Source organism: Bacillus sp. FSL M8-0063 (genome assembly GCF_038005545.1).
Lineage (GTDB): Bacteria > Bacillota > Bacilli > Bacillales > Bacillaceae_G > Bacillus_A > Bacillus_A wiedmannii.
The window spans coordinates 2,091,822-2,116,820 of the sequence record NZ_JBBOTJ010000001.1; the positions used below are offsets into that span (position 1 = coordinate 2,091,822).

Genomic DNA, 24,999 nt, shown 5'->3' on the forward strand with positions numbered 1-24,999 from the left:
TAATCACCATCTTAATGTTTACGTAATGAAATCAAAAAAGAACCCCAATGGTATTCCATCAAAAAGGAATTCCATTGGGATTCTTTATTTTTTTAATTTGTAATAGCGTATATTTTCACTGTGAATTTGTTAGTGGCACCAATTGGACTTGCAATATAATATTTAGTATTTGTGTAGGCTTCAGTCCTAGATCCATGTGGAATATTTTTCCAAAGAGTAGAATCTGTACCTAGGGAAACGTCGATCATTACATTGAAAGAAATAGAAGAAGGATAATCTTTTTCTGAAGGTTCAATAACCCATTTTAATTCCTTAGTACCTACAGGTAAACTATCAATTTTAAAGTTTTGACTGGATCGGTTTTTTTGTCCGGATAAAGGACTAGATTCGGATGAAATCTGCGAAATTAATACTTCTTTTTCATTCGAATGTATACCATTTAATTTAATGATACTATCAATTAAACCTGGCCCAGGAAAATCAGCTGCGATGATACCAGAATGTTTAATTCCACCTTGTTGCAAGAGTTCGGTCCCAAGTGTATTCATACCACCATAATATACTTGTCCATTTTTATCGCGGGGGAAATCACTCCACGCATTAGTGAAATTCGTTTGAATCAACTTAGGATTACTATCAGTATTTCTGTTCTCTTTTCCACTTGCAACAAACCATGGATATACATTATTTAAAAATGCAGCTGCACCACCTGTACCGCTAAAATGGTTGAGATATATTTTTCCATTATTAAAGTTAGTATTTGCATTTTGTAGATGGGTTTTTACCGCATTCCATTTTCCATATATTTCGTCTGGACCGCTTCCAATTTCAAATTTATCTTGTATATTCAAACTTTCGTAATCAACACCGTAATATTGAGAGGATGTAAAGTTTTGTAAGATTACAATTTTACCCCGGATATCTCCTAAAGTAGGGTTGTTTCTATCTGTAGTTGGTACGGAATTAGGGTCCCAAAAATATGAAGCATTAACGTTTTTATATTTTAAAAATATCTCCTCAAATGATAGTGATCCACTTTCAGGAGTAGTTTCTTCTTTTAAGCGCATTAAAATTGTTTCTGTCGGATAATCTTTTAAAAATTGAATTGCCTCTTTTAATACATCTTCAAACACTGCTTTTTGATTTGCAATACCATGGTACATTGCAAAAGAATCTTTTACACGTTTAACACGCATATCTACATATCGAATTCCAGAGTTTAATTGTTGGGGTAGACTCATAGTTTGATTTCTTGTCAAATTTTCATCAAGAAAACTTGCGCCATGTAAAGCCATTGTACCGTGAGTCCCTGGAATAGATAATTCACTTAATTTTATTGAATTTGCTACTTTCGACATCCAAGCTGGATTTTGATAGCCTATATTGGATTCATAGGAATAACCGGGATGACTATCAGCAAAAATAGTAGATGGTGTACTTAAACTTACTAGTGTAAAACAAGTAAGGATGCTAATTTTAAAGAAGTTGTTCATTTTATCTCTCCTGACCTTTAAACAATAGTTAAAATAAGATGGTTTTTTACTATATTTATTGTTGTCATTCTTTAAATAATGAATTGTTGTATTTGAAAAAAATTAAAAAATAGGAGGTGTAAGTTATTTGAGACTTTAATAATTTGTTGTAATGAATTGTACCTAATAGCCAAACGGATTCTTAAAGAATCGAAGTATGGACTCGAAAAAACAACCTTTTATCGTATTGTATACAAACAAAACAGAAGCCTTAAAAAAGACTTCTATTTTATGACATATAATGAATGATAAGCTGGTTAACAAATCAAGATAATGTGACTGAGTGGTAAAAATCTATTAATAGCTGTTTCAGAATTTCTTATAACAAGGCTACTTAGGAAAAGTGGATCTCTACAATGCTAATAAAAATTTAAAAATTCTATTCATTAAAACTTAAACTAACTACAGTTGCGATAGATTGGGCTGCATGTTCCCAGCTGCCATCTATAACTTTCCCAATCTGCTGACCAAGTGCATTTAAATCATTTGGATTAACTGGGATCCCATTATAAGCAGCAAGAATTGATAAAAGTGGAGCAGCAAATGGTGTCCAACCACCTCTATCAATATTAAATACAGGCTTATCTATTACCTTTCCATCTTGCACTGTAAACTCATAATAAAATTGATCATCTGGACGAAAACTTAAATGATGAGAAATTTGTCCCTTAACATATGTTTTACCGCCACCTAAATTTACTACTTCAATTGGTTTTACATTAAATTCATGCTCAAATACTTTAATTTTTTTAACTTCTGGACCATTTAAGGCAGCCTTAACCGCTGTTTCCAAATTATTTTGTGCGAATGGTTGAATACTCATTTGTACCTCTTTTTGTTGGATAGGAGCCTCTTTTTCTGCAGCAAACACCGATGTAGTCGGTAGTGCACCTGTAGCTAATGTAGCTGCAAGTGCTGTCGTCATCATGATTTTTCTTTTCATCTTCATAGTTTTCTTCCTCCCTTAAAGTAATGATATATAATTTTTTAAAGACTGACATGGGGCAATATTTTATTTCATAATGCACGCAAAAACTAGGTTAAGAATTATGTCAGAAAATCAAAATTAATTATATATTCATTTACAATGATATCTATCTACACATGTTTTTTCAATTTTCTAACAAATGGCACAATAATAACTTTTCATAAGGTAATTTAGTGTTTCAATTCTCTCTATGCACGTTTTAAACAAATTAAAATCGGAGTGGTAATAATATATTTACAAGCAAATGTCGTATATAATTTGAGAAAAGTACACAATTTTTTTATAAAAAACTATAGGAATTATCGTTATATCGTTATCAAACTAAGTAAGATAAATAATAATATGATGAAGAGCTTCCAGTGATTCGCTATAAATTCACTGAAAAATGAGCATGACATCATACACTCATGCACGACAACTAGGATATCAAAGCTCCACTTTATAGCGAATGAGCTAATACGAATGAGATTGAAAAATTTTATTAGTGGCGTATAAAACTATAACAAATACTACAAATCAATTAAAAAATTTCAGTTATTCTGAATGCGAAGGGCACGTAATATTTATTGTGAACTGTAGTACTGATCAAGATTTTAGGAGGAAATATGAACAAAAAGACTAAAAGAATCATATTACTTATTAGTATTTTAGTAAGTTTTAGTATCTTTTTATATTCACAAAACAATTTAATAAGTATAATTGAAGTTAATATAACATCTAATAAAATCCCCTCTTCTTTTAAAGGTTTTAAAATTCTACAAATTTCAGATTTACATAATAAAAAATTTGGCGACAATCAAAAAACTTTAATTCAAAAAGTAAAAAGCATAAATCCAGATATTATTGCTATTACGGGTGATCTAATTGACAGTAAATCATACGATGCAGAAGTTAGTCTGGAATTAATACGAGGGCTTGTAAAGGAGTATCCTATATATTTTGTGACAGGAAACCATGAAAAATGGTCAGGAAAATATAATGATTTAGAGAAAGAGTTGAAGCAACATCATGTTACTGTTTTAAGAAATGAACATGTAAGTATTCAAATAGGGGGACAAGACATACATATACTTGGTATTGATGATCCGGAATTTGTTACTGGAAACCGTGATGAAGGAAATGTTGTAAAAGATGAAATTATAAAAGCGAAATTTGAAATGCAGCCGGATACATATAATGTATTACTATCCCATAGGCCTGAATTTTTAACAGAGTATGCTGATGAGCAAATAGATTTAGTGTTATCAGGGCATGCTCATGGAGGGCAAGTTAGATTGCCATTTATCGGAGGTTTAGTTGCGCCAAATCAAGGGATTCTCCCTACATATACAGCCGGTTTATATGAAAAACAAAATACGTCTATGGTAGTAAATAGAGGACTAGGTAATAGTATCATACCGCAAAGGATTTTCAATAGACCAGAACTTGTAGTCGTACAGTTAAATTGAACTGTACGATTTTTTGTATAGAAAAATAAGCCATATGTAATTTATACAAGTTAACATTACAATTTTGTTAAAAATTTTCTACGTTACATAAAGTAACAAAATTTGACCCAGAGAGTTTGTTATAGTGTAAATAATCAAAAAACTTAAAAATTAGTCGAGTGAAAAGTGTGATAAGTAATTCATGAAAAAACTTAAAGGGGTGTACACATGCATAAAGAATATGAAATTGAAGAGTATACGGCGATTGAGGAACAAATACATTATTATTGTAAATGTTTATTAGTAAGTCATCCTGATCAAATTATAAAGTATTTAGAAAAAAGGTTAGAAAAATATGCAGAAACATTACAATATGCCCATTTATATCCCGACACAGTTATATTACCGTTACAGCAATTAGTTATCGAATATTCTTTAGATGTAGCTAGAATTAGAAAATATATGAATTTAAAAACGTAAAATGAAATATATAATTTAAATGAAACAGAGTCGACTTTAAGAAATGATATTCTAATGTCGACTCTGTTTCATTGTTTAAGATTGAAAATACATACTAATCAATGAATTTTGACATATAATTACGCAAGAGTAAAATGAAAGTGAGTACTCACTCATTTTTGAAAAGGAGGAAGAATACGTGCAGCAACCTGCCATTATTTTACGGACTGTATCAAAAAGTTTTGGAAAAAAAGAAGTAATACACAATCTTTCATTGCAAGTTGAAAAAGCAGAGATATTTGGTTTAGTTGGGCCTTCAGGTTCAGGGAAAACGACTCTTATTAAATTGATTGCAGGTATTAATGAGGCAACAGAAGGTGAAGTGCTTGTTTACAACACGAACATGCCTAATTTAAATGAAATGAAAAGAATTGGTTATATGGCTCAGGCTGATGCATTATACGAAGAGCTATCAGCATATGAAAATGCAGATTTTATTGCAACGATGTATGGATTAAAGGGAAAACATAAAAAAGAAAGAATCGAAGAGGTTTTTGACCTTGTACAATTATCACAACATATAAGACAGCAAGTGCAGCATTTTTCAGGTGGGATGAAGAAGCGTTTATCATTAGCGATAGCACTCCTTCATGAACCTGAAATATTAATTTTAGATGAGCCAACAGTGGGGATAGATCCACTTCTTAGAAAAACAATCTGGGAAAAATTTTATGATTTGAAAAAGAAAGGCACAACTATTATTGTAACGACGCACATTATGGATGAAGCTGAGTTTTGTGAGCGTCTAGGGTTGATTAGAGAAGGAAAGCTAGTTGCGACTGGAATACCTGAAGAATTGAAAAAACGGGTATCATCAGGACGGATTGAAGATGTCTTTTTGTTGGAAGAGGTGGCCCTATCATGAGAGTTACTGGTGTAATCATTCGTATTATTCGCCAATTTTTTCGAGATAAACGTTCGTTAGCGATGATGTTTGGGGCACCCATGTTATTACTTTGGTTATTGTCTCTAGTGTTTACACAAAAAGACTATGTACCGCATATCGCTGTAGTTGATGTGCCTGCTCCTATTGTAAAAACAATGAAAACTCAAGAAGCCTCAATTTATGAATACGGCAAAGAGAAAGCAATTTCAGAGTTAGAACTGCAAAAGGTAGATGCAATAATTTATTTAGAGAATGGGAAAATGAATCTTTTATTAGAAGGAAGTGATTCATCAAAAAATCGTGCTGTACTTCAAGTTTTACAAAAGAGTTCAGAAAAGAATGATGTATCAGTTATGAAGCCTGAAGTAAATTACTTACATGGCTCTAAAGACTTTACAATGTTTGATGGGCTTGGTCCCGTATTGATTGGTTTCTTTACATTTTTCTTTGTATTTATATTGTCTGGAGTTTCCTTTGTTAGAGAACGTTTAAGTGGTACATTAGAGAGGTTATTGTCCACTCCAGTGAGAAGATGGGAAATAGTTGTAGGATATATTATTGGTTTTGGAATCTTTGCATTTATACAATCAATTATAATCGTGAATTTTTCAGTTTATATTTTAGACTTGTATGTAGCTGGCTCCATATGGCTAACGCTACTTATTACATGCATGCTTTCTTTAACGGCATTAACTTTAGGGACGTTTTTATCAGCATACGCAAATAATGAATTTCAAATGATCCAGTTCATACCGCTTGTCATTGTGCCACAAATTTTCTTTTCTGGGTTGTTTCCAATCGAATCTATGAATAAGTGGCTACAAATGTTAGGGAAATTATTTCCACTCACATATGGAGCTGACGCAATGAGACAAGTGATGATTCGAAATCAAGGATTTACAGAGATCGCATTAGATCTTACTGTATTACTACTTTTTTCTCTATTATTTGCAATAGGGAATGTATTTGCATTAAAGAAACATCGGAAAATATAATGATGATACAAAGGGGCATTGTAGATGAAGAAGGATTGGCTGGATGAATTAATTGCCGCAACTAATACGGATAAACGAAATGAACGTCAAATGCGTATTTTAGAGGCAGCTGTTGATATGTTTGGAGAAAAAGGATATGCATCAACTTCTACAAGTGAGATTGCAAAGCGTGCTGGTGTAGCGGAAGGAACAATCTTCCGCTACTATAAAACGAAAAAAGATTTATTGTTAGCGGTCGTCATGCCGACATTAACAAAGTTTGCTGCGCCATTTTTCGTACAAGCCTTCGCAAAGGAAATATTTAAATCGGAGTATGAATCATATGAAGGGCTTCTAAGAGTTGTTATTCATAATAGATTTGAATTTGCAAAAAAGCATTTTCCAATGATAAAAATATTAATTCAAGAAGTGCCATTTCAGCCAGAATTAAAAAATGAAATACAACATTTAGTAGAAACAGAATTACTTTCACATTTTAAAAAGTTAATTGTAAAGTTTCAAGAGGAAGGGGAGATTATTGAAATACCGCCATCTTCTGTATTACGTCTTACTTTATCAGCTGTATTAGGTTTACTATTAACAAGGTTTTTATTATTGCCTGAAGAAAAATGGGATGATGAAGTGGAAATTGAAAATACGATTCAATTTATATTGTACGGATTAACACCACGGAGGTAATGTGATGCGCCAATTTGCTAAACCGAAAATTATTGTAAGTAAATGTTTAGAATTTGATGCCTGTCGTTATAATGCAGAGATGATTCCAGATGTAACAATACGAAATTTGCAACCATTTGTTACATTTCTCCCGGTTTGTCCAGAAGTAGAAATTGGTTTAGGAGTACTTCGCGAAACGATACGAATGGTAGAAGAAAATGGCGTAAATAGACTTGTGCAACCGTCGACACGAGAAGATGTAACTGAAAAAATGGAGCAATTTTCAAATGACTTTTTACAAACGATATCCGATGTGGATGGTTTTATTTTAAAGAATCGTTCGCCAAGTTGTGGTACGCGCGATGTGAAAATTTATTCTGGTTTTGAAAAAGCGCCAGTAAAAGGAAAGGGATCTGGCTTATTTGGCGGAGCAGTAATAAAAAAATTTTCGCATCTTCCAATTGAAGAAGAGGGTAGATTGTCGAATTTTATTATTAGAGAACATTTCTTTACAAGACTGTTTACAATCGCGCATTACAAAATGATTAAACATACTAAAAACATAAAAGAACTCGTATCATTTCAATCAGACTATAAGTATTTATTTATGGCATATAATCAAGTGAAACAAAAAGAATTAGGGCGTATTATTGCAAATCAAAAAAATGAAACGATTGAAGTTGTATTTGATAAGTATGAGAAGACTTTATATGAATTATTTATGCGCACCCCCCGCTATACATCGAATGTAAATGTATGTGAGCATATTTTTGGATATTTTAAAACAAAGTTGAAAAAACAAGAAAAAGATCATTTTTTAGATTTGATACAAAAGTATATAGAAAAGAAAGTCCCGCTTAGTAGCTTACTTACAATTTTAAAATCATGGGCCATTCGATTTGACGATAAGTATTTATTAAGACAAACATATTTTGAACCATACCCTGAAGCTTTAGTAGAAATTTCGGATTCGGGAAAAGGTAGAGATTATTAAACAATAAATTACATAATTCGACACAAAACTTCCTATGTTGTTGTAGAACAATGTAGGAATTTTTTTGTGCATTGGTACAGAATCTGTTTTAAAATTAAGTTATGACAGAATTGTAGAAATTATCTAACTAATATTCGTGTCTTTTAAGAAGCAATGTTTGTAGTAGAAACTCGCACGCTGTCGAAACTCAATATTCGATAAGGGGTGTGTAGCGGAATGGAATTTACTCTAACTCGCGAAAAACAAATGATTAAAGAAATGGTACGTGACTTTGCTGAAAAGGAAATCGCACCGAAAGCTGTGTATTATGACAAAACTGCGGAGTTTCCATATGAAACATTTCAAAAAATGGGCGAACTAGGATTATTAGGTATCCCATTCCCTGAAGAGTATGGAGGTTCAGGTGGCGATACTGTATCGTACGCGTTAGCAGTTGAAGAAATTGGTCGTGCTTGTGGTGGGACAGGATTAAGTTACGCTGCAACAATTTCATTAGGTGCTTCTCCAATTTATTATTTCGGTACAGAAGAACAAAAACAGAAATATTTAGTTCCAATGGCGTCAGGTAAAACATTAGGTGCTTTCGGATTAACTGAGCCGAACGCTGGATCTGATGCAGGCGGCACACAAACGAAAGCTGTATTAGATGGAGATGAATATGTTATTAGTGGTGAAAAGTGTTGGATTACAAATGCAGAGTATGCAAATACAATTATTGTAACCGCTATCAATGGTGTTGAAGATAATGGTAGAAAACGTATTTCGGCATTTATCGTACCGACTACAAGTGAAGGATTAACGATCTCAAGTCCTTACGATAAGATGGGTGTTCGTGCTTCTAATACATGTGAAATCGTACTTGATGGTGTACGTGTACCGAAAGAAAATATTCTTGGTGATGTAAATAAAGGATTTAAACAATTCTTATATACACTTGATGGAGGACGTATTTCAATCGCAGCATTAGCAGTAGGTATTGCACAATCTGCATTTGAACGTGCGCTGCAATATGCGAAAGAACGTCAACAATTTGGAAAGTCAATCTCTAATTTCCAAGCGATTCAATTTAAATTAGCTGATATGGCGACTGAAGTAGAACTTGCACGTAATTTAGTACATAAAGCGGCTTGGTTAAAAGATAATGATAAACCTTTCGGTAAAGAAGCGGCTATGGCAAAGTTATTTGCATCTGAGGCGGCTAGTCGTATTGCAAATCAAGCGGTACAAATTCATGGTGGATACGGCTATATGCGTGAATATGAAGTGGAACGACATATTCGTGATGCAAAACTATTAGAAATTGGTGAAGGAACTTCTGAAATTCAACGTCTCGTAATTGCAAGACATTTAGGATGTAGATAAAAAGGAGGAATCACTATGTTTCAAAAAATATTAATTGCTAATCGCGGGGAAATCGCAGTTCGTATTATGAAAACTTGTCAAAAACTTGGCATTCGCACTGTTGCTATTTATTCTGAGGCTGATGAAAATGCCCTACATGTAAAAATGGCAAATGAAGCTTACTTAGTAGGTGGACCGCGTGTCCAAGAAAGCTATTTAAACCTTGAAAAAATTATTGAAATAGCTAAGAAGACAAATGCTGAAGCAATCCATCCGGGATATGGATTATTATCAGAGAATCCATCCTTTCCGGTTCGCTGTAGAGAAGAAGGAATTGTATTTATCGGTCCATCTGAAGAAATTATTACGAAGATGGGAAGTAAAATCGAATCTCGTATTGCAATGCAAGCTGCAGATGTCCCAGTAGTTCCAGGTATTACTACAAATATTGAAACTGCCGAAGAAGCAATTGAAATTGCAAAACAAATTGGTTATCCATTAATGCTGAAGGCATCCGCAGGCGGCGGAGGCATTGGAATGCAGTTGATGGAAACTGAGCAAACGCTCACCAAAGCATTTGAAAGTAACAAAACAAGAGCACAAAACTTCTTCGGTAACGGAGAAATGTATTTAGAGCGCTATATTGCAGATGCACATCATATTGAAATTCAGCTTTTAGCAGATACACATGGTAACACAGTGTATTTATGGGAGCGTGAATGTTCCGTGCAGCGCCGAAATCAGAAAGTAATTGAAGAAGCACCTTCACCATTTTTAGATGAAGGTACGCGAAAGGCGATGGGAGAAGTTGCTGTACAAGCTGCTAAAGCTCTAGGCTATACAAATGCAGGTACAGTTGAGTTTCTTGTAGATGATCAGAAGAACTTTTATTTCTTAGAGATGAATACGAGATTACAAGTAGAGCATCCAGTTACAGAAGAAATTACTGGTTTAGATCTTGTAGAACAACAACTTTTAATTGCATACGGTGAGAAACTATCATTTACACAAGATGATGTAAAACGTAGTGGTCATGCCATTGAGGCACGTATTTATGCAGAGGATCCGAAAACTTTCTTCCCATCACCTGGGAAAATTACAGATTTAACGCTTCCATCAAATGTACGTATTGATCACTTTTTGGAGAATCAAGTCACGATTACACCTTTCTACGATCCAATGATTGCGAAAGTCATTGCTCATGGTGAAACTCGTGAAGAAGCAATTTCAAAATTACATGATGCTTTAGAAGAATTAAAAGTAGAAGGTATTAAAACAAACACGCCAATGCTACTTCAAGTATTGGAAGACGATGTGTTTAAAAGTGGTATTTATACAACGGGTTTTGTAACGAAACAACTTGTTAAAAAATAAGATTTAACAATATTAAGGGGGAAAAAATGATGACGAAGGTTTATGCATCGATGGCAGGAAATGTATGGAAGATTGTTGTAGGAGTAGGAGATACAGTAGAGGAAGAGCAGGATGTCGTCATTTTGGAATCTATGAAAATGGAAATTCCAATCATTTCAGAAGAAGCTGGCACAGTTATGAAAATTAATGTGCAAGAAGGCGATTTTGTAAATGAAGGAGATGTATTACTAGAGATTGAATAGGGAGATATAGGGGGAAGCGAATTGAAACTACCTAATTTTGCTGTCATTAAAGAAGTCGGGCCACGTGATGGCTTACAAAATGAAAAAAAGATTGTTGGCACAAAAGATAAAGTAAAATGGATTCAACTACTTACAGAGGCGGGATTATCGTATGTTGAAGTTTCCTCATTCGTTCACCCTAAATGGGTCCCTGCATTAGCAGATGCAAATGATGTGTTTTCTGAGCTGAAAAGGGATCCCAATGTTACTTATGCAGCGCTTGTTCCAAATCAAAATGGTTTGGAACGAGCTTTTTTGCAAAATGTAGATGAGGTGAATGTTTTTTTATCAGCAAGTGAATCTCATAATAAAAGTAATATTAATAAATCAATTAAAGAAGCATTAGTTGTAATTGAAGATATAACAAAACAGGCATTATTCGAAGGGAAAAAGGTAAGAGGCTATGTTTCTACTGTATTTGGCTGTCCTTATGAAGGAGATATAAGTGCCACAGCAGTTGACGAATTATGTAATCAACTATTTTCATACGGCATTTATGAAGTATCTCTTGGTGACACGATTGGTGTAGCGAATCCGTTACAAGTAGAGCAAGTTTTAGAACATTTATTGAAGAAATATGATGCTTCGCAGTTTGCAATGCACTTCCATAATACGTATGGAATGGCTCTGGCCAATGTAGTTAAGTCATTAGAATATGGTATTACAACATTTGATAGTTCTTGTGGTGGTCTTGGGGGCTGTCCATATGCACCAGGAGCATCAGGCAATGTTGCAACCGATGACTTAGTTCATATGCTCCATAAGTTAGGAGTCCAGACGAATATTGATGAAGAAAAGTTATTGAGAGCAAGTCAATTTATTCAAAGTAAATTAAATATTCAATTACCGAGTCATGTGTATAGAGCGCTTCAACATAAAACGATAAGTAGGTGAGAAGATGCTACAACTACAAAACATTTCAGTTAATTATGTAACACCTCACGTTGTAAAGATTTCGTTATATCGTGAGAGACAAGCAAACTCATTATCTTTAGCGTTATTAGAAGAGTTACAAAACATATTAACTCAAATAAGTGAAGAGTCCAATACTCGTGTAGTTATTTTAACAGGTGCTGGTGAAAAAGCGTTTTGTGCTGGTGCTGATTTAAAAGAACGTGCTGGTATGAATGAGGAACAAGTTCGCCATGCTGTTAGTATGATTCGCACTACTATGGAGATGGTTGAACAATTACCACAGCCAGTTATTGCTGCTATAAACGGAATCGCCCTTGGTGGCGGTACGGAATTAAGTTTAGCTTGTGATTTTAGAATTGCGGCTGAATCTGCAAGTCTTGGACTTACTGAAACTACACTTGCAATTATACCAGGAGCAGGTGGTACGCAGCGTTTACCAAGATTAATTGGTGTTGGTAGAGCGAAAGAATTAATTTATACAGGCAGACGTATTTCAGCGCAAGAAGCAAAAGAATATGGTTTAGTAGAATTTGTTGTACCAGCTCATTTACTTGAAGAGAAAGCGATTGAAATAGCAGAGAAAATTGCTAGTAATGGTCCTATTGCTGTTCGATTAGCAAAAGAAGCAATTTCAAACGGTATTCAAGTTGATTTACATACCGGATTACAAATGGAAAAACAAGCGTATGAAGGTGTAATCCATACGAAAGATAGATTAGAAGGATTACAAGCATTCAAGGAAAAACGCACACCAATGTATAAGGGGGAGTAAATATGTTAGACCAAAAACAACAATCGAATACATTTGAAGAACGAGTTGAAACGATTAAACAAGGCGGCGCACCAAAGTATCACGAACAAAACAAAGAAAAAGGAAAACTATTCGTTCGAGATCGCTTAGCTCTTTTATTTGATAATGGTGAATATGTAGAAGATGCATTATTTGCAAATTGTGAACAAACAGGATTACCTGCTGATGGTGTTATAACGGCAACGGGTAAAATACATGGTCGTACTGCATGCGTAATGGCAAATGATTCAACCGTAAAGGCTGGATCATGGGGTGCACGTACAGTTGAAAAGATTTTACGTATTCAAGAAACGGCAGAAAAATTACGTGTTCCGTTATTTTATTTAGTTGACTCTGCTGGAGCGCGTATTACAGATCAAGTAGAAATGTTCCCAGGGCGCCGCGGTGCAGGAAGAATCTTCTACAATCAAGTGAAATTATCAGGTAAAGTTCCTCAAGTATGCTTATTATTTGGACCTTCGGCAGCTGGTGGCGCATATATTCCAGCTTTTTGTGACATTGTTATGATGGTAGAAGGAAATGCATCTATGTACTTAGGTTCTCCTCGTATGGCGGAGATGGTTATCGGCGAGAAGGTAACTTTAGAGGAGATGGGCGGAGCTCGTATGCATTGCTCTGTATCAGGATGCGGAGATGTTTTATGTAAAACAGAAGAAGATGCGATTACACAAGCAAGACAATACATTTCATATTTTCCAAACAACTACTTAGAGAAGACTCCATTGGTTACACCTCAAGAACCGAAACAATTCGAAAAAACGTTAGAACAAATCATTCCAGAAAATCAAAATGCTCCTTTCAATATGAAAGATCTCATTAATAGAGTTATTGATGAAGGTTCTTTCTATGAAGTGAAAAAATTATTTGCTCAAGAACTAATTACAGGCTTGGCACGTATTGATGGTAAGCCAGTTGGTATTATTGCAAATCAACCGCGTATGAAAGGCGGCGTATTATTCCACGATTCAGCGGATAAAGCAGCGAAGTTTATTAATTTATGTGATGCATATCATATTCCGTTGTTATTCCTTGCAGATGTACCTGGATTTATGATTGGTACAAAAGTAGAGCGTGCTGGTATTATTCGTCATGGTGCAAAGATGATTTCTGCAATGAGTGAAGCAACTGTACCGAAAATTTCTATCGTTGTTCGTAAAGCATACGGTGCTGGTTTATATGCAATGGCAGGTCCAGCCTTTGAACCAGATTGCTGCCTAGCATTACCGACAGCTTCTATTGCAGTAATGGGTCCAGAAGCGGCAGTCAATGCTGTATATGCAAATAAGATTGCAGCTTTACCAGAAGAAGAGCGTAATAGCTTCATTGCTGAAAAACGCGAAGAGTATAAGAAAGATATTGATATTTACCATTTGGCATCAGAGATGGTCATTGATGGTATTGTTCATCCAAACAATTTAAGAGAAGAGTTAAAAGGACGATTCGAAATGTATATGAGTAAATATCAAGTATTTACAGATCGTAAACATCCTGTTTATCCAGTTTAAAAGCCCTATTTAGGGCTTTCTTGCTCAAAAAGTCAAGGAGGGGAAAACATTGAAACAAGCAGTTTGGTTTCCAACAGAAGAGTATAAAGAAAAAACGCGTTTATATGGTTGGATGAAATCATTGGGCTATGAAGATTATGAAACGTTTTATAATAAATCTATTGAAGAAACAGATTGGTTTTGGGGAGAAGCTGAGAAAGCGGTTGGTTACCAATGGATGAAGCCTTATACAGAAGTGCTAGATTTAGAAAATGGTACACCGTTTGCACAGTGGTATAATGGCGGAACATGTAACGTTGTAGAATCAGTTTTATCACGCTGGCTTGCAGATGATGAAACAAGAACGCAACCAGCACTACAGTACGAGGGAGAAAATGGAACTTCAAAATCATTTACATATGAAGATCTTGACAACTGGGTAAGTCGCGTTGCAAACGGTTTGAAACATGCGGGTATTGAAAAAGGTGACCGTGTAACAATTTATATGCCGATGATTCCAGAAACAGTTGTTGCAATGTTAGCGGTTATGAAAATCGGAGCAATTATTTCACCAATATTCTCAGGATTTGCGTCTGATGCAGTCATGACTCGTGTACAAGCGGCAGGATCAAAAATGATCATTACTGCAGATGGTTTTTCACGCCGAGGTAAAGTTGTTTCATTAAAAGACGAAGTAGATAAAGCTTGCGAACATTGTCCAACTGTTGAAAAAGTTGTTATTGTTCGTCATGCAGGAAATGATTTTACACCACATAATTATGATTTCCCATGGAGTGCACTAGAAAAAGAAAAACCATTTACACATGCTGAAGAGATGAATAGTGATGATCCGTTAATGCTCATTTATACATCAGGTACAACTGGGAAACCGAAAGGAACAGTACATACACATGCTGGTTTCCCTTTGAAATCTGCATTTGATGCAGGATTTGGAATGAACATCAAACAAGGTGACCGCGTATTATGGGTAACTGATATGGGCTGGATGATGGGACCGTTTTTACTATTCGGCTCTCTCATTAATGGAGCAACGATGGTTATGTACGAAGGTGTTCCAGATTTCCCAGAAGCAGATCGTTTATGGGAGACCGTTGATAAATATGAAATTACACATCTCGGTATATCACCAACATTAATTCGTGCGTTAATGGCAAAGGGTGATGAGTATGTAAATAAACATTCGCTCAAGAGTTTAGAAGTATTCGCATCAACAGGTGAACCTTGGAATCCAGATCCTTGGATGTGGCTATTTGAAACAGTTGGAAAAAATAATGTACCAATTTGTAACTATTCAGGCGGAACTGAAATTTCTGGTGGGATTTTCGGAAACGTCCTTATTAAACCGATTGCACCGATTAGTTTTAACGCATCTTTACCAGGAATGGCAGCGGTTGTGCTCAATGATCAAGGCAATCCAATTCGTGATGAAGTTGGAGAATTATGTTTAGAGAAACCTTGGGTTGGTATGACGAAAAGTTTCTGGGAAGACGATGAGCGTTATGTGAACACGTATTGGTCACGTTTTGAAAATAAATGGGTTCATGGTGACTGGGTGATTTATGATGGTGAGCAATATATTATTACAGGACGCTCAGATGATACGTTAAACATTGCTGGAAAACGTATTGGACCTGCAGAATATGAATCTATTCTTGTTAAGCATAATGATGTCATAGAAGCTGCCGCGATTGGTGTACCTGATGATGTAAAAGGTGAAGTTTGTCATTGTTTTGTAGTATTAAGGGACAATGTAACATTCACAGGAGAGTTAAAGAAAGAATTAATGAGTTTAGTAAACTCTCATATCGGAAAAGCATTGTGTCCAAAAGATATTCACGTTGTAGAAGATTTACCAAAAACACGTAATTCTAAAGTAATGCGACGCGTCATTAAAGCTGCTTACTTAGGAAAAGAATTAGGGGATTTATCATCACTTGTAAATCCTGAAGTAGTTCCATTTATTCAGGGGTTACAGTCTAGTAAACTATAAAATTACGAATGAGCTCTATGTAAATAGAGCTCATTTTTAATGTTTACAAAAAGATAAGAGAGAAAAAGTAAATTTGAAGTTAAAAAATCTACTATTAGTGTTAAGTATGTCTGTTTGTTTTTAGTTTTTATCAAAATAGGATACTGTTGCATATCTATCCAATGGAGTAATTGAATTTTGTTAAGAATGAAAATTTAGTGAAGAAAAAAGTAATGAATAAAAGGAGAAATCCCTGGGGGACAGGGATTCAATAAAGGAGATATCATTGTCGTTCAATGTCGAAATTTGGCGTATTCGACAAATTAATATTATCACGAATTTTCAGGAGATTGTGATAGTGGATGTGTCAAAAATGTGTACGGGTTCCATATAAAAGTGTTAATTAAATAGGAAAAGGGAAAAGAATTAAGTTCACTCGTTCTTAAGATTTTTCCCTTTTAAATTTACTGCTTGTTCGTTGTTCTATATACATCTGAAATTGGTAAATCGTCGCCATGTAAAGCTTGAGTACTGTCCTTTTTGTTTGAATCATGTGCCTCCTGAGATGTTTCTTGCATTTGCTCTTGGGCTTTACTAGGGGTATTCAGCGCATCCGATGACACATAATCAAGTTGTTGACTTAATAGATTTTTTTTATCCATGTTATGTAGCTCCTTTTTGAATTTAGATATAAAAACGAAGTGTTTTTAAATAGTTACGTGGGTATTATGTATCTTTGAATGGAATTATATACATAAACTATATTGAGAATTTAACTAATTATAAAAATCACTTGTGATGACAAGTTTAAGAAATATAAAGATCATTAGTTCTTAATAAAAGCTTTATTTTAGTAGGGTGTTTCGAAATTTCATTTGAAAGGAACATCCCAATGATAAGATGAGCACTGTAAATCAGTGCTCATCTTATCAGAAATTGCTTAGTACTTAAAGATAAAACCATTACGGACAATTCACAATGGTAATAGTGACGCTAGCCATTGTTCCAGGAGAATCAAGAAGTGAAGCAGTAACGGTTACTGTTCCAGGCCCATTAGCGGCTAGAAATACAGCGGTAAAGTTACCTGAAGCATTTGTAATGACAGCAAGAGGAACCATGAAAGCAAGAGAAGGATTACTAAATGAAAAACTGACCACTACTCCTGGAGTAGGACTACCGTTTACTAATACTTGACCCGAAAAAAATAAAGTATTATTTCCTTGAGTGGATACACATGTCGTGGTTTCGTTAGAAGTCAAAGTAATAGATGCAGGCCCAGCAGGAAGATTAAATCCAGTTGGTCCAGTTGATCCAGTTGATCCAGTTGATCCAGTTGATCCAGTTGGTCCAGTTGGTCCGGTTGGTCCGGTTGAACCCGTAGCTCCTGTAGAACCGGTGGGACCAGTAGGGAATTGAAAGGGTTGAACAGGTGGAAGTGTAGGTCCAATAGAACCCGGATTAAGTGCAGCAAAAGATAAAAACTCGTCCATTATTTATCACCTCTAAAAATCGTATTACTAATAGTAAATGTAATGATAGAGCAAAGTGAAATGGACAAGCGGTTGTATTTTAATAAATTAAACAAAATTTTTATTTGATAGAAAGAGAGATTAGTACGATTCCTTTAGAAATTAAATATAAAAAGGCGAGTATTTTCAAATCGCCTTTTGGGTAATGCAGTGTAATTTTATTCAGTTATTTGAAAAATAGTTTCATTCGGTTTGGAAAATCCATACAGTTTCCTTGCGAATTTTAAAATTTCTTCTTCACTATCTGTTAAAGTTTTAACATCATTTTTAAGGGAATGACCATCCTTCTTTAAAGAAGATAATTTTTGTTGCTCCGTATTAAGCGTGATTTGTTTTTCTTTAATCATTTCTTGTTGGTTATTAAGAGAATATTGAAGGACAAAAATTATAGGTAATATTAAAACCAAAATAGTTATAATACGGCGTCTTGTTTTTTTATTACTACCTTGTTGGGTGTTAGGGTTCACTTGCTGTGAGGGTATATTAGGATTTGATTGTTGGGATGATACTTTTGGGATGTTTCCCATTAAAAGGCCTCCATTACTGATTGTAGAATTTAAACTATTTAAAAGTATTATAAATGTTCAATAAGGATTTTAGAAGATATTTTAATATAGGTGAGTTTTGTAAAGTTTAAACAAAATTTTTATTTAAATAAAAGAACTCCCGATTGTCCGCGGGCTCCTAAGGGAAATCGTCAAATAATGAAGTACTCGACTAATTAATGATATCATGAATTTTTTGGTAAAAACACTGGTAAATTCATCCGAATTAATGAGAGCATCATTTGAAACAAAAACGCTATTTTAATAGGGAGGGGAATAATGATGATGCCATGGGACAAGCGAGTATACATTGTATCAAGGTGATCATTTTATTACAGAGGGGACAATTTTTGAGGTTAGTGAAAAGGCGAATAAATCATTATATTGGCTTCGGTGCATGTTAGTTCCAAGCTATGAAAAAGTGTGCGGTAATAGTACAAAGCGACTTTGGTTGATTCGGATAGATGATGACGAAGAATGATGTGAAAATTTCATTTCGTAGAGAAATAAGGTGATTAAGGATGGGCATAGAATATGCCATACTTGTATTAAAAAAGAGCAGAATTTAGCCTATATATAAAGATGTTGGAATTGTTCTAAAGGGGGGAATATCTGAAATATAAATAATTGAGGGGAGTGAACTAATAATGGAAACTAGTACTTTTTTAGGATTGTTTTGGGGATGGGTAACGGTTATTGTATCGGGAATACTTTTCGTACGACCATCGGTACTACGTGAATTGAAAAAATTAGTGGTTGAAGACAGAGGATTTGGTATTATGTATGGTTTTCTATCGATTTTCCTAGGGTTAGGTAGTGTAATCCTACATAATGTATGGGTATTCAACTGGCAGGGGTTCCTAACGTTTATTGCATGGCTTGCATTATTAAAGGGAATCTACATAATTGTATATCCTGAACCTTCCAAGAAAACAGACTTTGAAGTAAGGGTACTATCTACACGTATAGCGCTCGCTATCATTGGCGTCTTGGCTTTATGGATGCTTATAGTAATCTATATAAAATAATCTTTTTCTAATAAGGAAGTTAATAAAATATGAGAAAATTCCATTATAATACTAATTTTAGAATGTTGCATTGCGAAATGGTCAGAAATTCTTGCTTACAAATCGTCCATTCCCTAATTTACATGCTCAAAAATTTATAGGAGCATTAGAATTTGCGAGTATTCGGGATTTTGGTGTATGTGGTCTTTTAGTTAGACAAAATGGTGCGTACATTTTTAAAACTCATAGACGGCTGGTTGAATCTTGGCGAAGAGCAATAGATTAAATACGATTCTTTTATGTGAAGTTCGATAAAAAAGTACAGTAGATTCATCTATTGGAGGAAAACGTGGTGTTTCTAAAAGAAATAATTTATGTTTCTATGATTCACCAACTTGGCAGGATAAAGACGTTGCTGGTTCTGTTAATGTATGATTAGAGTTTGTTATTGATGCAAAAGTAAGTGTTAAAGAAACACTACAATACAAGGTGCACAATAGCAAAGGAAAAACATACTGCTGTAAATAAGCTTATTTGTATGTGAAGTAATTAAAGAGTCGATTTATAAGAGTCAGCTTATTTTTCAATACTCCACTCAACTAGTAATTATAGATGCCAGTTTAAATCTCTACGTGTTAATATATAAAAAGCTGACTATATTTAGTCAGCTTTTTATATATTCTAGTATTTATCGGTCCCAAAAGACATATTCTTTCCTTTAATTTGACATTTAATATATTACCAATGTTTTCTTTTACAATGACAACAAATAAAGAAACATTTACAGCGACACTTATTTCGTTTAGAACGCCAATCATCATCACAATGGTGTTGTTCTTTAGATTTCCACCAATCATCATTGCAATGCTTTTCTTTAGAACGCCAATCATCACAATGGTGCTGTTCTTTAGATTTCCACCAGTCATCACAACAATGCTTTTTCTTAGAACTCCAGCAATCATTTTTCCAGGACATTTTTTATACCTCCCTTCAATTAGGGTTCATATTATTCTATGTTTTAGTAAAAAAATGGCTTGTTTATTAACCTATTATTTTACCTTTATATGATAGAGTGCTTTCTACTAAATATAGAATTCATACAAACTATGCTTAATTTTCAAAAGGTAGTGGAGAGAACTGCTGGTTATGATATTAATCAACAAACACTTGTTGAAGAAAACGTTCTGATTTTAAATAATATCTTATTTTGGAGTACGCTTTTTTTAATGTATATTTCACAACAGCAAAGGCAAAACATACTATATTACTGCAAACAAAGCCTATGTATATGTGAAGTAATAGGAAAAGCTGGTCCCTCTTAAAGGAGCCGGCTTATTAAAAAAAACAGGTTCGTTTGAGAAAGAGGTTGTCTAAATTTTAAATTCAGCAGAATTAAATCCAAGTCCAATCATTAAACAGGCCTTTAATTGTTAGAGGTCCGTTTTGTTATTAATAAAGAAAAGAATGTTATTGTCGTTGAAAGCACGTTTATACTAATAATGCTACATATTTGGAGTATTTGAATTGAGTATTCATACAGTAGTATATTCGTCTTTAATATATATATAAAAGTTTAGTACAAGTGTTTGTTTTTTTGTTTCTATGCTTTTGTCTCGTACACTTTTAAGCTATTGGACATACTTTACTAATAGAAATGATTAGGGGGTGAGGATTTGGGTTCTCGATTTAATAATTGTAGAAAAAAATGTACGTGTAAACATGATGATTGTTGGGATGTTTTTGAAGAGTGTAAAAAAGAACAGCATGAGAAATGTGACAGCTCTTGTGTACAAGGAATTAGAGACGAACTTAAAAAATTAATTAATAAAACAGTGCGAATTAACACTGAAGGACGTACTTATATAGGTACTGTTTCTTCTGTAACTTGCGATGTTGTTAAGCTGGCTGCTATTCCTGGTTCAGTTGCAGCAATTATATCTCTTTGTAAAATTGAAGCGATTTTACCACCTGCTACAACTGTTGTTGATGAGTTTGATTTTAACGGTGTTGACGTAGCAAATAAAGAGTAATTATGCTTTATTGATGCTAAGCCATTCTTATGAATGGCTTTTTATTTTGTTTAAAAGGGAATATATTTTTCATATAGAAATAAATTTGAAGGTGTATAAAAGGTTGTGTGAAAGGAGAATGAGAGTGATCAAGCTGAAACAATTTACAAGAACTGATTTCAAACAATTAAAAAATTGGATTGATTGCGAAGAATTTTTAATACAGTGGTCAGGAAATGTATTTACATACCCTTTACATGAACAACAATTAGAAAAATATATTGAATGCAAAAATACGCTTGCATTTAAAGTAATAGATGAAGAGACTATAAAAGTAATTGGTCATATTTCACTTGGGCAAATTGACAATATAAATAAATCTGCAAGAATTGGAAAAGTGTTAGTTGGTGATACGAAAATGCGAGGGCGTTCTATAGGGAAACATATGATAAAAGCAGTATTACAAATTGCATTTAAAGAATTAAAACTACATAGAGTAACTCTTGGTGTTTATGATTTTAATACGTCGGCCATCTCATGTTATGAAAAAATAGGATTTGTAAAAGAAGGTTTATTAAGAGAATCCAAAAAAGTAGGAGAAACATATTGGAATTTATGGGAAATGAGTATGTTAGAATATGAATGGAGTGATAAAAAATAATAGTTTTTTATAATTATGTTATGTCAATTAAAAGGGGTATGGTGGGAAGTTATGAATAAAAATACTAAAGTAATTTCAGTTGCAGCTGTTTCAGGAGGAGGTAAAACTACTGTTACAGAAAGTTTAACTCACAAGTTAATGAATTCAAAAGCACTATATTTTGATAGCTATGACTTTGATAATTGTCCTGCTGATATTTGTAAATGGATTGATGATGGAGCAAATTATGATGAATGGGTACTTACACCATTAATTAAGGATATTCAGCATCTGTTACAAAATAGTTATCTAGATTATATTATTGTAGATTATCCTTTTGCATACCTAAATAGTGAAATGCGACAATTCATTGATGTAACCATATTTATCGACACACCTTTAGATATTGCGATGGCTAGAAGAATTTTGCGAGATTTTAAGGAAGATACAATGAGTGAAATACAAAATAATTTAAAACACTATATAACATATGCTAGAAAAGCATATTTAGAGGCACTTCATACCGTAAAGCCAAATTCAGATATTGTTTTGGATGGATCTTTATCTGTCGATGAAATAATTAATCAAATTTTAGAGTCACTTAATCGGAGAGAAGTAATCGTCAATGGTTAAATGTATAGAGGAATATGTACAAGTTGATGATTTTAAAATGTATTCAAAAGTATTCCAAGGAAAGCAGTTGCAACCTGTTATTATAATGGAGGCAGGCTATGGCGATTATTCAAAGACATGGGATCATATCGCTAAAGAGTTGACGGAATATGGGACGGTACTTACATATGATCGAGCGGGCGTAGGAAAAAGTGGGAAGAGTTCCAAGAGACGTATTAGTTCTGAAATGGTAAAAGATTTAAGGTGTTGCTTGGCGCAATTACAATTGAAACCACCTTATATTTTTGTAGGACATTCTTTTGGCGGTATAAATGCACGTTTATTTGCGACTTTTTATCCCGAAGATATGTTGGGAATCGTTTTGGTTGATTCGACACCGGAAAATTATAAAGAAGATTTTCTGCCAATCATGTCTCCAGAATTTCAAGAAGCTTACTATAAACAGTTTGTATATGAAAGTTCTTATGAAGAGTTTACATTTAGTTTAAGTGAAGTAGATAGACATTGTAAATCAATGAATGATATTCCACTTGTCGTGTTAGCTGCTGGTAAAAAAACTTTTTATTCGCAAGCTGCACAACTGAAGTGGTTACAGTTGCAAGAAGAATTATTACGATTATCATACAATCATAAATTTGTAATTGCAGAACAAAGCGGTCACTATATTCAAAAAGATGAACCATATTATGTAATAGATGCGGTTAAGTGGATTGTTGAGGTAGGGGAGAGATAAATATGTACACGTTATTTCAATACAATTGGCAAGTAAGAGATGATTGGTTTAAGTGGTGTGAACAACTTTCAGAGGAAGAATTACTCCGCAAGCGTGTAGGTGGTGTTGGGAGTGTTTTAGAAACATTATTCCATATTGTCGATGTTGAGTACAGCTGGATTAGTGCGCTTCAAGGAAAAGAAGATAATGAACCGCAGTTTAAAGATTATCAATCCATCCAAAAAGTGAAAGCGTTATCTAATTTATATATACGAGAATTAGAAGATTTTTTACAGTTGTGGTCATTTAGCCTAGAATGTAAGATATTAAAAGCTTCGTGGACAGATAAAACATATACATACGGTGAAGTTTTAAGACATGTAATTGTACATGAAATTCACCATATCGGTCAGCTATCTATATGGGCGAGAGAATTAAATCTTCAGCCTGTTTCAGCGAATTTAATTGGAAGAGGACTATAGATTTAGAAACCGGCTTGCACTGTAAATGCAAGCCGGTTTTTATATATAAGAAGATTTCTTAGTTGAAATCCTCGGTTTTTTTCTGACGTATATGTAAAAACATTAAAATTGTAATAATGAAGAAAATCAATAATGTTTGTATAATCAAATTTTTAAACTGAAGTAAAACTGTCCACGATGTAACAGTATCTTTAAAAGCTTGGAGTGCAGAGTACGAGGAAGGATCAAAACCATACTGTAGTAATTTTTTTGTTTCAATAAAAGTACTGTTTTCATCGTCGGCGTCTAATATTACTGAAATAAGTCTAGTATCTCCTCGTTTTGCTGTACTGACAAAACTATAATTACCATTAGTTGAAAAACTAGTTTGTAAGCCATCAACACCTTGGAGTTTAATGTTTTTATTAAGGGAATAAATCATTTTATTTGTGTTGAAAACTTTTGAGTCTTTGAAGGTAAATTGGTAAGAGGTTAGTTTCGTAATGTTCAATACATTAGGAAAGTCTTTTACTAATTGTGTTGCTAGTTTAGCTACGTCTATAGCTGTTGTAGTTGATTGTTTATTTGTATCGTTATTCATTCCAGTAGCATTTAGAAACGGGGATGGTTGTGATAACTTTAGTTGTTTTGCTTTCTCATTCATTACAAGTGTAAAGTTATCTTCGTTTCCAGCAATCTGTTCTGCAAGGGCAAGTGCGGAACGATTATTCCCTGTCAAAAACAATGCATGAAGTAAATCACGAACTGTCGTTTTATCTTTCGAAGTTACTTGTATAGGGCTCGTTTCTGCTCGGAAAACTTCGTTATTTATTTTTACTAATTCATCTAACTGTATTTTCCCTTCATTCAGCTGCTCCATTGCGATATACTCTGTCATTAATTTAGATAAAGTAGCTGATTGTATAGGAATTTCTTCATTTTTTTTATAAACAACTTCACCTGAATTAGCATCTATTAAAATAGCTGATTTAGCTTGAATAATTGGACCATTTACATAAAGGTAAAAATATAAAACGATAAGTGCTGTAATAACAAAAGATAATAATAAAATTGTGAATTTTTTCAAGAATTGCATAAGCGATCCTCCTACTATGACATCAATAATAGTATTGTAAAAAAGAATGCTTAATTAGGAAGAAAGAAAAGGTAAAGAATTTCTAAAGAATTATAAAGGATTATTTAATTTTGGATATTGATGGAAAATAAAAGGTTCAATTTCTTATATGATAAGAAATTGAACCTAAAATT

26 protein-coding genes and 3 pseudogenes are annotated in these 24,999 nt (G+C 33.8%); 22 read left to right on the forward strand and 7 right to left on the reverse strand.

The features are described 5' to 3' along the window. Positions 1–92: 92 nt before the first annotated feature. The gene (locus tag MKX31_RS10485) at positions 93–1,493 is read right to left on the reverse strand and encodes a phosphatidylinositol-specific phospholipase C (RefSeq protein WP_340980749.1); all 1,401 of its coding nucleotides are present in this window, start codon (positions 1,491–1,493) and stop codon (positions 93–95) included. A gap of 418 nt (positions 1,494–1,911) precedes the next feature. Then, positions 1,912–2,481, reverse strand: a complete 570-nt coding sequence (locus tag MKX31_RS10490) for a hypothetical protein (RefSeq protein WP_064475280.1) — start codon at positions 2,479–2,481, stop codon at positions 1,912–1,914. 644 nt (positions 2,482–3,125) lie between these two features. On the opposite strand from MKX31_RS10490, the gene MKX31_RS10495 reads away from it, so the two are divergent. From MKX31_RS10495 to MKX31_RS10555, 13 genes are all read left to right on the forward strand, one after another. After that, positions 3,126–3,968, forward strand: a complete 843-nt coding sequence (locus MKX31_RS10495; RefSeq protein WP_340980750.1) for a metallophosphoesterase — start codon at positions 3,126–3,128, stop codon at positions 3,966–3,968. 207 nt (positions 3,969–4,175) lie between these two features. After that, complete coding sequence (locus MKX31_RS10500; protein ID WP_000548621.1) at positions 4,176–4,427, forward strand: hypothetical protein; 252 nt, start codon at positions 4,176–4,178, stop codon at positions 4,425–4,427. A 178-nt stretch (positions 4,428–4,605) separates the two neighbouring features. Next, positions 4,606–5,331 carry an ABC transporter ATP-binding protein gene (locus MKX31_RS10505; protein WP_064475282.1) on the forward strand — a complete coding sequence of 242 codons (726 nt, stop codon included), beginning with the start codon at positions 4,606–4,608 and terminating at the stop codon, positions 5,329–5,331. Beyond that, positions 5,328–6,347, forward strand: a complete 1,020-nt coding sequence (locus tag MKX31_RS10510) for an ABC transporter permease (RefSeq protein WP_098103539.1) — start codon at positions 5,328–5,330, stop codon at positions 6,345–6,347. Before MKX31_RS10505 ends, MKX31_RS10510 begins: the two co-directional genes overlap by 4 nt. 24 nt (positions 6,348–6,371) lie before the next feature. Then, on the forward strand, positions 6,372–7,025 hold the full coding sequence (locus MKX31_RS10515) for a TetR/AcrR family transcriptional regulator (RefSeq protein ID WP_064475284.1): 654 nt from the start codon (positions 6,372–6,374) through the stop codon (positions 7,023–7,025). A gap of 4 nt (positions 7,026–7,029) precedes the next feature. Then, positions 7,030–7,998, forward strand: coding sequence for a YbgA family protein (locus tag MKX31_RS10520; protein WP_340980753.1), 969 nt, complete (start codon positions 7,030–7,032; stop codon positions 7,996–7,998). A 216-nt stretch (positions 7,999–8,214) separates the two neighbouring features. Further along, positions 8,215–9,360, forward strand: a complete 1,146-nt coding sequence (locus tag MKX31_RS10525; RefSeq protein WP_000397276.1) for an acyl-CoA dehydrogenase — start codon at positions 8,215–8,217, stop codon at positions 9,358–9,360. A 15-nt stretch (positions 9,361–9,375) separates the two neighbouring features. Further along, positions 9,376–10,713, forward strand: a complete 1,338-nt coding sequence (locus tag MKX31_RS10530; protein WP_000486754.1) for an acetyl-CoA carboxylase biotin carboxylase subunit — start codon at positions 9,376–9,378, stop codon at positions 10,711–10,713. 26 nt (positions 10,714–10,739) lie between these two features. Further along, positions 10,740–10,955 (forward strand): acetyl-CoA carboxylase biotin carboxyl carrier protein subunit, encoded by a 216-nt coding sequence (locus MKX31_RS10535; protein WP_001987345.1) that lies wholly within the window; start codon positions 10,740–10,742, stop codon positions 10,953–10,955. Between the two features lie 21 nt (positions 10,956–10,976). Beyond that, the gene (gene mvaB, locus MKX31_RS10540) at positions 10,977–11,888 is read left to right on the forward strand and encodes a hydroxymethylglutaryl-CoA lyase (protein ID WP_000775428.1); all 912 of its coding nucleotides are present in this window, start codon (positions 10,977–10,979) and stop codon (positions 11,886–11,888) included. Between the two features lie 4 nt (positions 11,889–11,892). Further along, positions 11,893–12,681, forward strand: coding sequence for an enoyl-CoA hydratase (locus MKX31_RS10545; protein WP_048546966.1), 789 nt, complete (start codon positions 11,893–11,895; stop codon positions 12,679–12,681). Between the two features lie 2 nt (positions 12,682–12,683). Continuing rightward, positions 12,684–14,225 carry an acyl-CoA carboxylase subunit beta gene (locus tag MKX31_RS10550; RefSeq protein ID WP_064475286.1) on the forward strand — a complete coding sequence of 514 codons (1,542 nt, stop codon included), beginning with the start codon at positions 12,684–12,686 and terminating at the stop codon, positions 14,223–14,225. 49 nt (positions 14,226–14,274) lie between these two features. Then, positions 14,275–16,215, forward strand: a complete 1,941-nt coding sequence (locus MKX31_RS10555; protein WP_064475287.1) for an AMP-binding protein — start codon at positions 14,275–14,277, stop codon at positions 16,213–16,215. 443 nt (positions 16,216–16,658) lie between these two features. Here the strand turns inward: MKX31_RS10555 and MKX31_RS10560 are convergent, their stop codons facing one another. After that, positions 16,659–16,856, reverse strand: coding sequence for a hypothetical protein (locus tag MKX31_RS10560; RefSeq protein WP_000358738.1), 198 nt, complete (start codon positions 16,854–16,856; stop codon positions 16,659–16,661). A gap of 316 nt (positions 16,857–17,172) precedes the next feature. On the opposite strand from MKX31_RS10560, the gene MKX31_RS10565 reads away from it, so the two are divergent. Then, positions 17,173–17,388 carry a hypothetical protein gene (locus MKX31_RS10565; RefSeq protein ID WP_000237380.1) on the forward strand — a complete coding sequence of 72 codons (216 nt, stop codon included), beginning with the start codon at positions 17,173–17,175 and terminating at the stop codon, positions 17,386–17,388. A 239-nt stretch (positions 17,389–17,627) separates the two neighbouring features. On the opposite strand, the pseudogene MKX31_RS10570 reads toward MKX31_RS10565, so the two are convergent. After that, a pseudogene (locus MKX31_RS10570) lies at positions 17,628–17,684 on the reverse strand (exosporium leader peptide-containing protein); the annotation flags it as partial. Positions 17,685–17,881: 197 nt separating this feature from the next. Continuing rightward, positions 17,882–18,250 (reverse strand): FtsB family cell division protein, encoded by a 369-nt coding sequence (locus MKX31_RS10575; RefSeq protein ID WP_064475289.1) that lies wholly within the window; start codon positions 18,248–18,250, stop codon positions 17,882–17,884. Positions 18,251–18,915: 665 nt separating this feature from the next. Here MKX31_RS10575 and MKX31_RS10580 point away from each other — a divergent pair. From MKX31_RS10580 to MKX31_RS10590, 3 genes and pseudogenes are all read left to right on the forward strand, one after another. Continuing rightward, positions 18,916–19,296, forward strand: coding sequence for a hypothetical protein (locus MKX31_RS10580; RefSeq protein WP_064475290.1), 381 nt, complete (start codon positions 18,916–18,918; stop codon positions 19,294–19,296). Between the two features lie 57 nt (positions 19,297–19,353). After that, a pseudogene (locus MKX31_RS10585) lies at positions 19,354–19,522 on the forward strand (terminase large subunit); the annotation flags it as partial. Between the two features lies 1 nt (position 19,523). Beyond that, a pseudogene (locus tag MKX31_RS10590) lies at positions 19,524–19,803 on the forward strand (N-acetylmuramoyl-L-alanine amidase); the annotation flags it as partial. 210 nt (positions 19,804–20,013) lie between these two features. On the opposite strand, the gene MKX31_RS10595 reads toward MKX31_RS10590, so the two are convergent. Continuing rightward, positions 20,014–20,250 (reverse strand): hypothetical protein, encoded by a 237-nt coding sequence (locus tag MKX31_RS10595; protein WP_340980756.1) that lies wholly within the window; start codon positions 20,248–20,250, stop codon positions 20,014–20,016. A 698-nt stretch (positions 20,251–20,948) separates the two neighbouring features. On the opposite strand from MKX31_RS10595, the gene MKX31_RS10600 reads away from it, so the two are divergent. The 5 genes from MKX31_RS10600 to MKX31_RS10620 all read left to right on the forward strand — a co-directional run bounded on the left by MKX31_RS10600 (position 20,949) and on the right by MKX31_RS10620 (position 23,751). Then, positions 20,949–21,305 carry a hypothetical protein gene (locus tag MKX31_RS10600; RefSeq protein WP_064475292.1) on the forward strand — a complete coding sequence of 119 codons (357 nt, stop codon included), beginning with the start codon at positions 20,949–20,951 and terminating at the stop codon, positions 21,303–21,305. Between the two features lie 118 nt (positions 21,306–21,423). Further along, a complete protein-coding gene (locus MKX31_RS10605; protein WP_340980757.1) occupies positions 21,424–21,945 on the forward strand; it encodes a GNAT family N-acetyltransferase in 522 nt (173 codons plus the stop codon). Positions 21,946–21,996: 51 nt separating this feature from the next. Then, positions 21,997–22,557, forward strand: coding sequence for a hypothetical protein (locus MKX31_RS10610; protein ID WP_064475965.1), 561 nt, complete (start codon positions 21,997–21,999; stop codon positions 22,555–22,557). Further along, the gene (locus tag MKX31_RS10615) at positions 22,550–23,290 is read left to right on the forward strand and encodes an alpha/beta fold hydrolase (protein WP_064475294.1); all 741 of its coding nucleotides are present in this window, start codon (positions 22,550–22,552) and stop codon (positions 23,288–23,290) included. Before MKX31_RS10610 ends, MKX31_RS10615 begins: the two co-directional genes overlap by 8 nt. 2 nt (positions 23,291–23,292) lie before the next feature. Beyond that, positions 23,293–23,751, forward strand: coding sequence for a DinB family protein (locus tag MKX31_RS10620; protein ID WP_088046630.1), 459 nt, complete (start codon positions 23,293–23,295; stop codon positions 23,749–23,751). Positions 23,752–23,809: 58 nt separating this feature from the next. Here MKX31_RS10620 and MKX31_RS10625 read toward each other — a convergent pair whose 3' ends face one another. After that, complete coding sequence (locus tag MKX31_RS10625) at positions 23,810–24,826, reverse strand: D-alanyl-D-alanine carboxypeptidase family protein (RefSeq protein ID WP_340980759.1); 1,017 nt, start codon at positions 24,824–24,826, stop codon at positions 23,810–23,812. Positions 24,827–24,999: the final 173 nt, after the last annotated feature.

Bases quoted from the DNA above. Each gene is read 5' to 3' on its own strand.
- MKX31_RS10520 (WP_340980753.1), top strand. From the start codon at position 7,030: ATGCGCCAATTTGCTAAACCGAAAATTATTGTAAGTAAATGTTTAGAA.
- MKX31_RS10500 (WP_000548621.1), top strand. From the start codon at position 4,176: ATGCATAAAGAATATGAAATTGAAGAGTATACGGCGATTGAGGAACAA.
- MKX31_RS10580 (WP_064475290.1), top strand. From the start codon at position 18,916: ATGGAAACTAGTACTTTTTTAGGATTGTTTTGGGGATGGGTAACGGTT.
- MKX31_RS10515 (WP_064475284.1), top strand. From the start codon at position 6,372: ATGAAGAAGGATTGGCTGGATGAATTAATTGCCGCAACTAATACGGAT.
- MKX31_RS10610 (WP_064475965.1), top strand. From the start codon at position 21,997: ATGAATAAAAATACTAAAGTAATTTCAGTTGCAGCTGTTTCAGGAGGA.
- MKX31_RS10575 (WP_064475289.1), bottom strand. From the start codon at position 18,250: ATGGGAAACATCCCAAAAGTATCATCCCAACAATCAAATCCTAATATA.
- MKX31_RS10595 (WP_340980756.1), bottom strand. From the start codon at position 20,250: ATGTCCTGGAAAAATGATTGCTGGAGTTCTAAGAAAAAGCATTGTTGT.
- MKX31_RS10620 (WP_088046630.1), top strand. From the start codon at position 23,293: ATGTACACGTTATTTCAATACAATTGGCAAGTAAGAGATGATTGGTTT.
- MKX31_RS10495 (WP_340980750.1), top strand. From the start codon at position 3,126: ATGAACAAAAAGACTAAAAGAATCATATTACTTATTAGTATTTTAGTA.
- MKX31_RS10530 (WP_000486754.1), top strand. From the start codon at position 9,376: ATGTTTCAAAAAATATTAATTGCTAATCGCGGGGAAATCGCAGTTCGT.
- MKX31_RS10605 (WP_340980757.1), top strand. From the start codon at position 21,424: ATGAGAGTGATCAAGCTGAAACAATTTACAAGAACTGATTTCAAACAA.
- MKX31_RS10510 (WP_098103539.1), top strand. From the start codon at position 5,328: ATGAGAGTTACTGGTGTAATCATTCGTATTATTCGCCAATTTTTTCGA.
- MKX31_RS10490 (WP_064475280.1), bottom strand. From the start codon at position 2,481: ATGAAGATGAAAAGAAAAATCATGATGACGACAGCACTTGCAGCTACA.
- MKX31_RS10550 (WP_064475286.1), top strand. From the start codon at position 12,684: ATGTTAGACCAAAAACAACAATCGAATACATTTGAAGAACGAGTTGAA.
- MKX31_RS10535 (WP_001987345.1), top strand. From the start codon at position 10,740: ATGATGACGAAGGTTTATGCATCGATGGCAGGAAATGTATGGAAGATT.
- MKX31_RS10485 (WP_340980749.1), bottom strand. From the start codon at position 1,493: ATGAACAACTTCTTTAAAATTAGCATCCTTACTTGTTTTACACTAGTA.
- MKX31_RS10525 (WP_000397276.1), top strand. From the start codon at position 8,215: ATGGAATTTACTCTAACTCGCGAAAAACAAATGATTAAAGAAATGGTA.
- MKX31_RS10560 (WP_000358738.1), bottom strand. From the start codon at position 16,856: ATGGATAAAAAAAATCTATTAAGTCAACAACTTGATTATGTGTCATCG.
- MKX31_RS10545 (WP_048546966.1), top strand. From the start codon at position 11,893: ATGCTACAACTACAAAACATTTCAGTTAATTATGTAACACCTCACGTT.
- MKX31_RS10615 (WP_064475294.1), top strand. From the start codon at position 22,550: ATGGTTAAATGTATAGAGGAATATGTACAAGTTGATGATTTTAAAATG.
- MKX31_RS10625 (WP_340980759.1), bottom strand. From the start codon at position 24,826: ATGCAATTCTTGAAAAAATTCACAATTTTATTATTATCTTTTGTTATT.
- MKX31_RS10565 (WP_000237380.1), top strand. From the start codon at position 17,173: ATGGTAATAGTGACGCTAGCCATTGTTCCAGGAGAATCAAGAAGTGAA.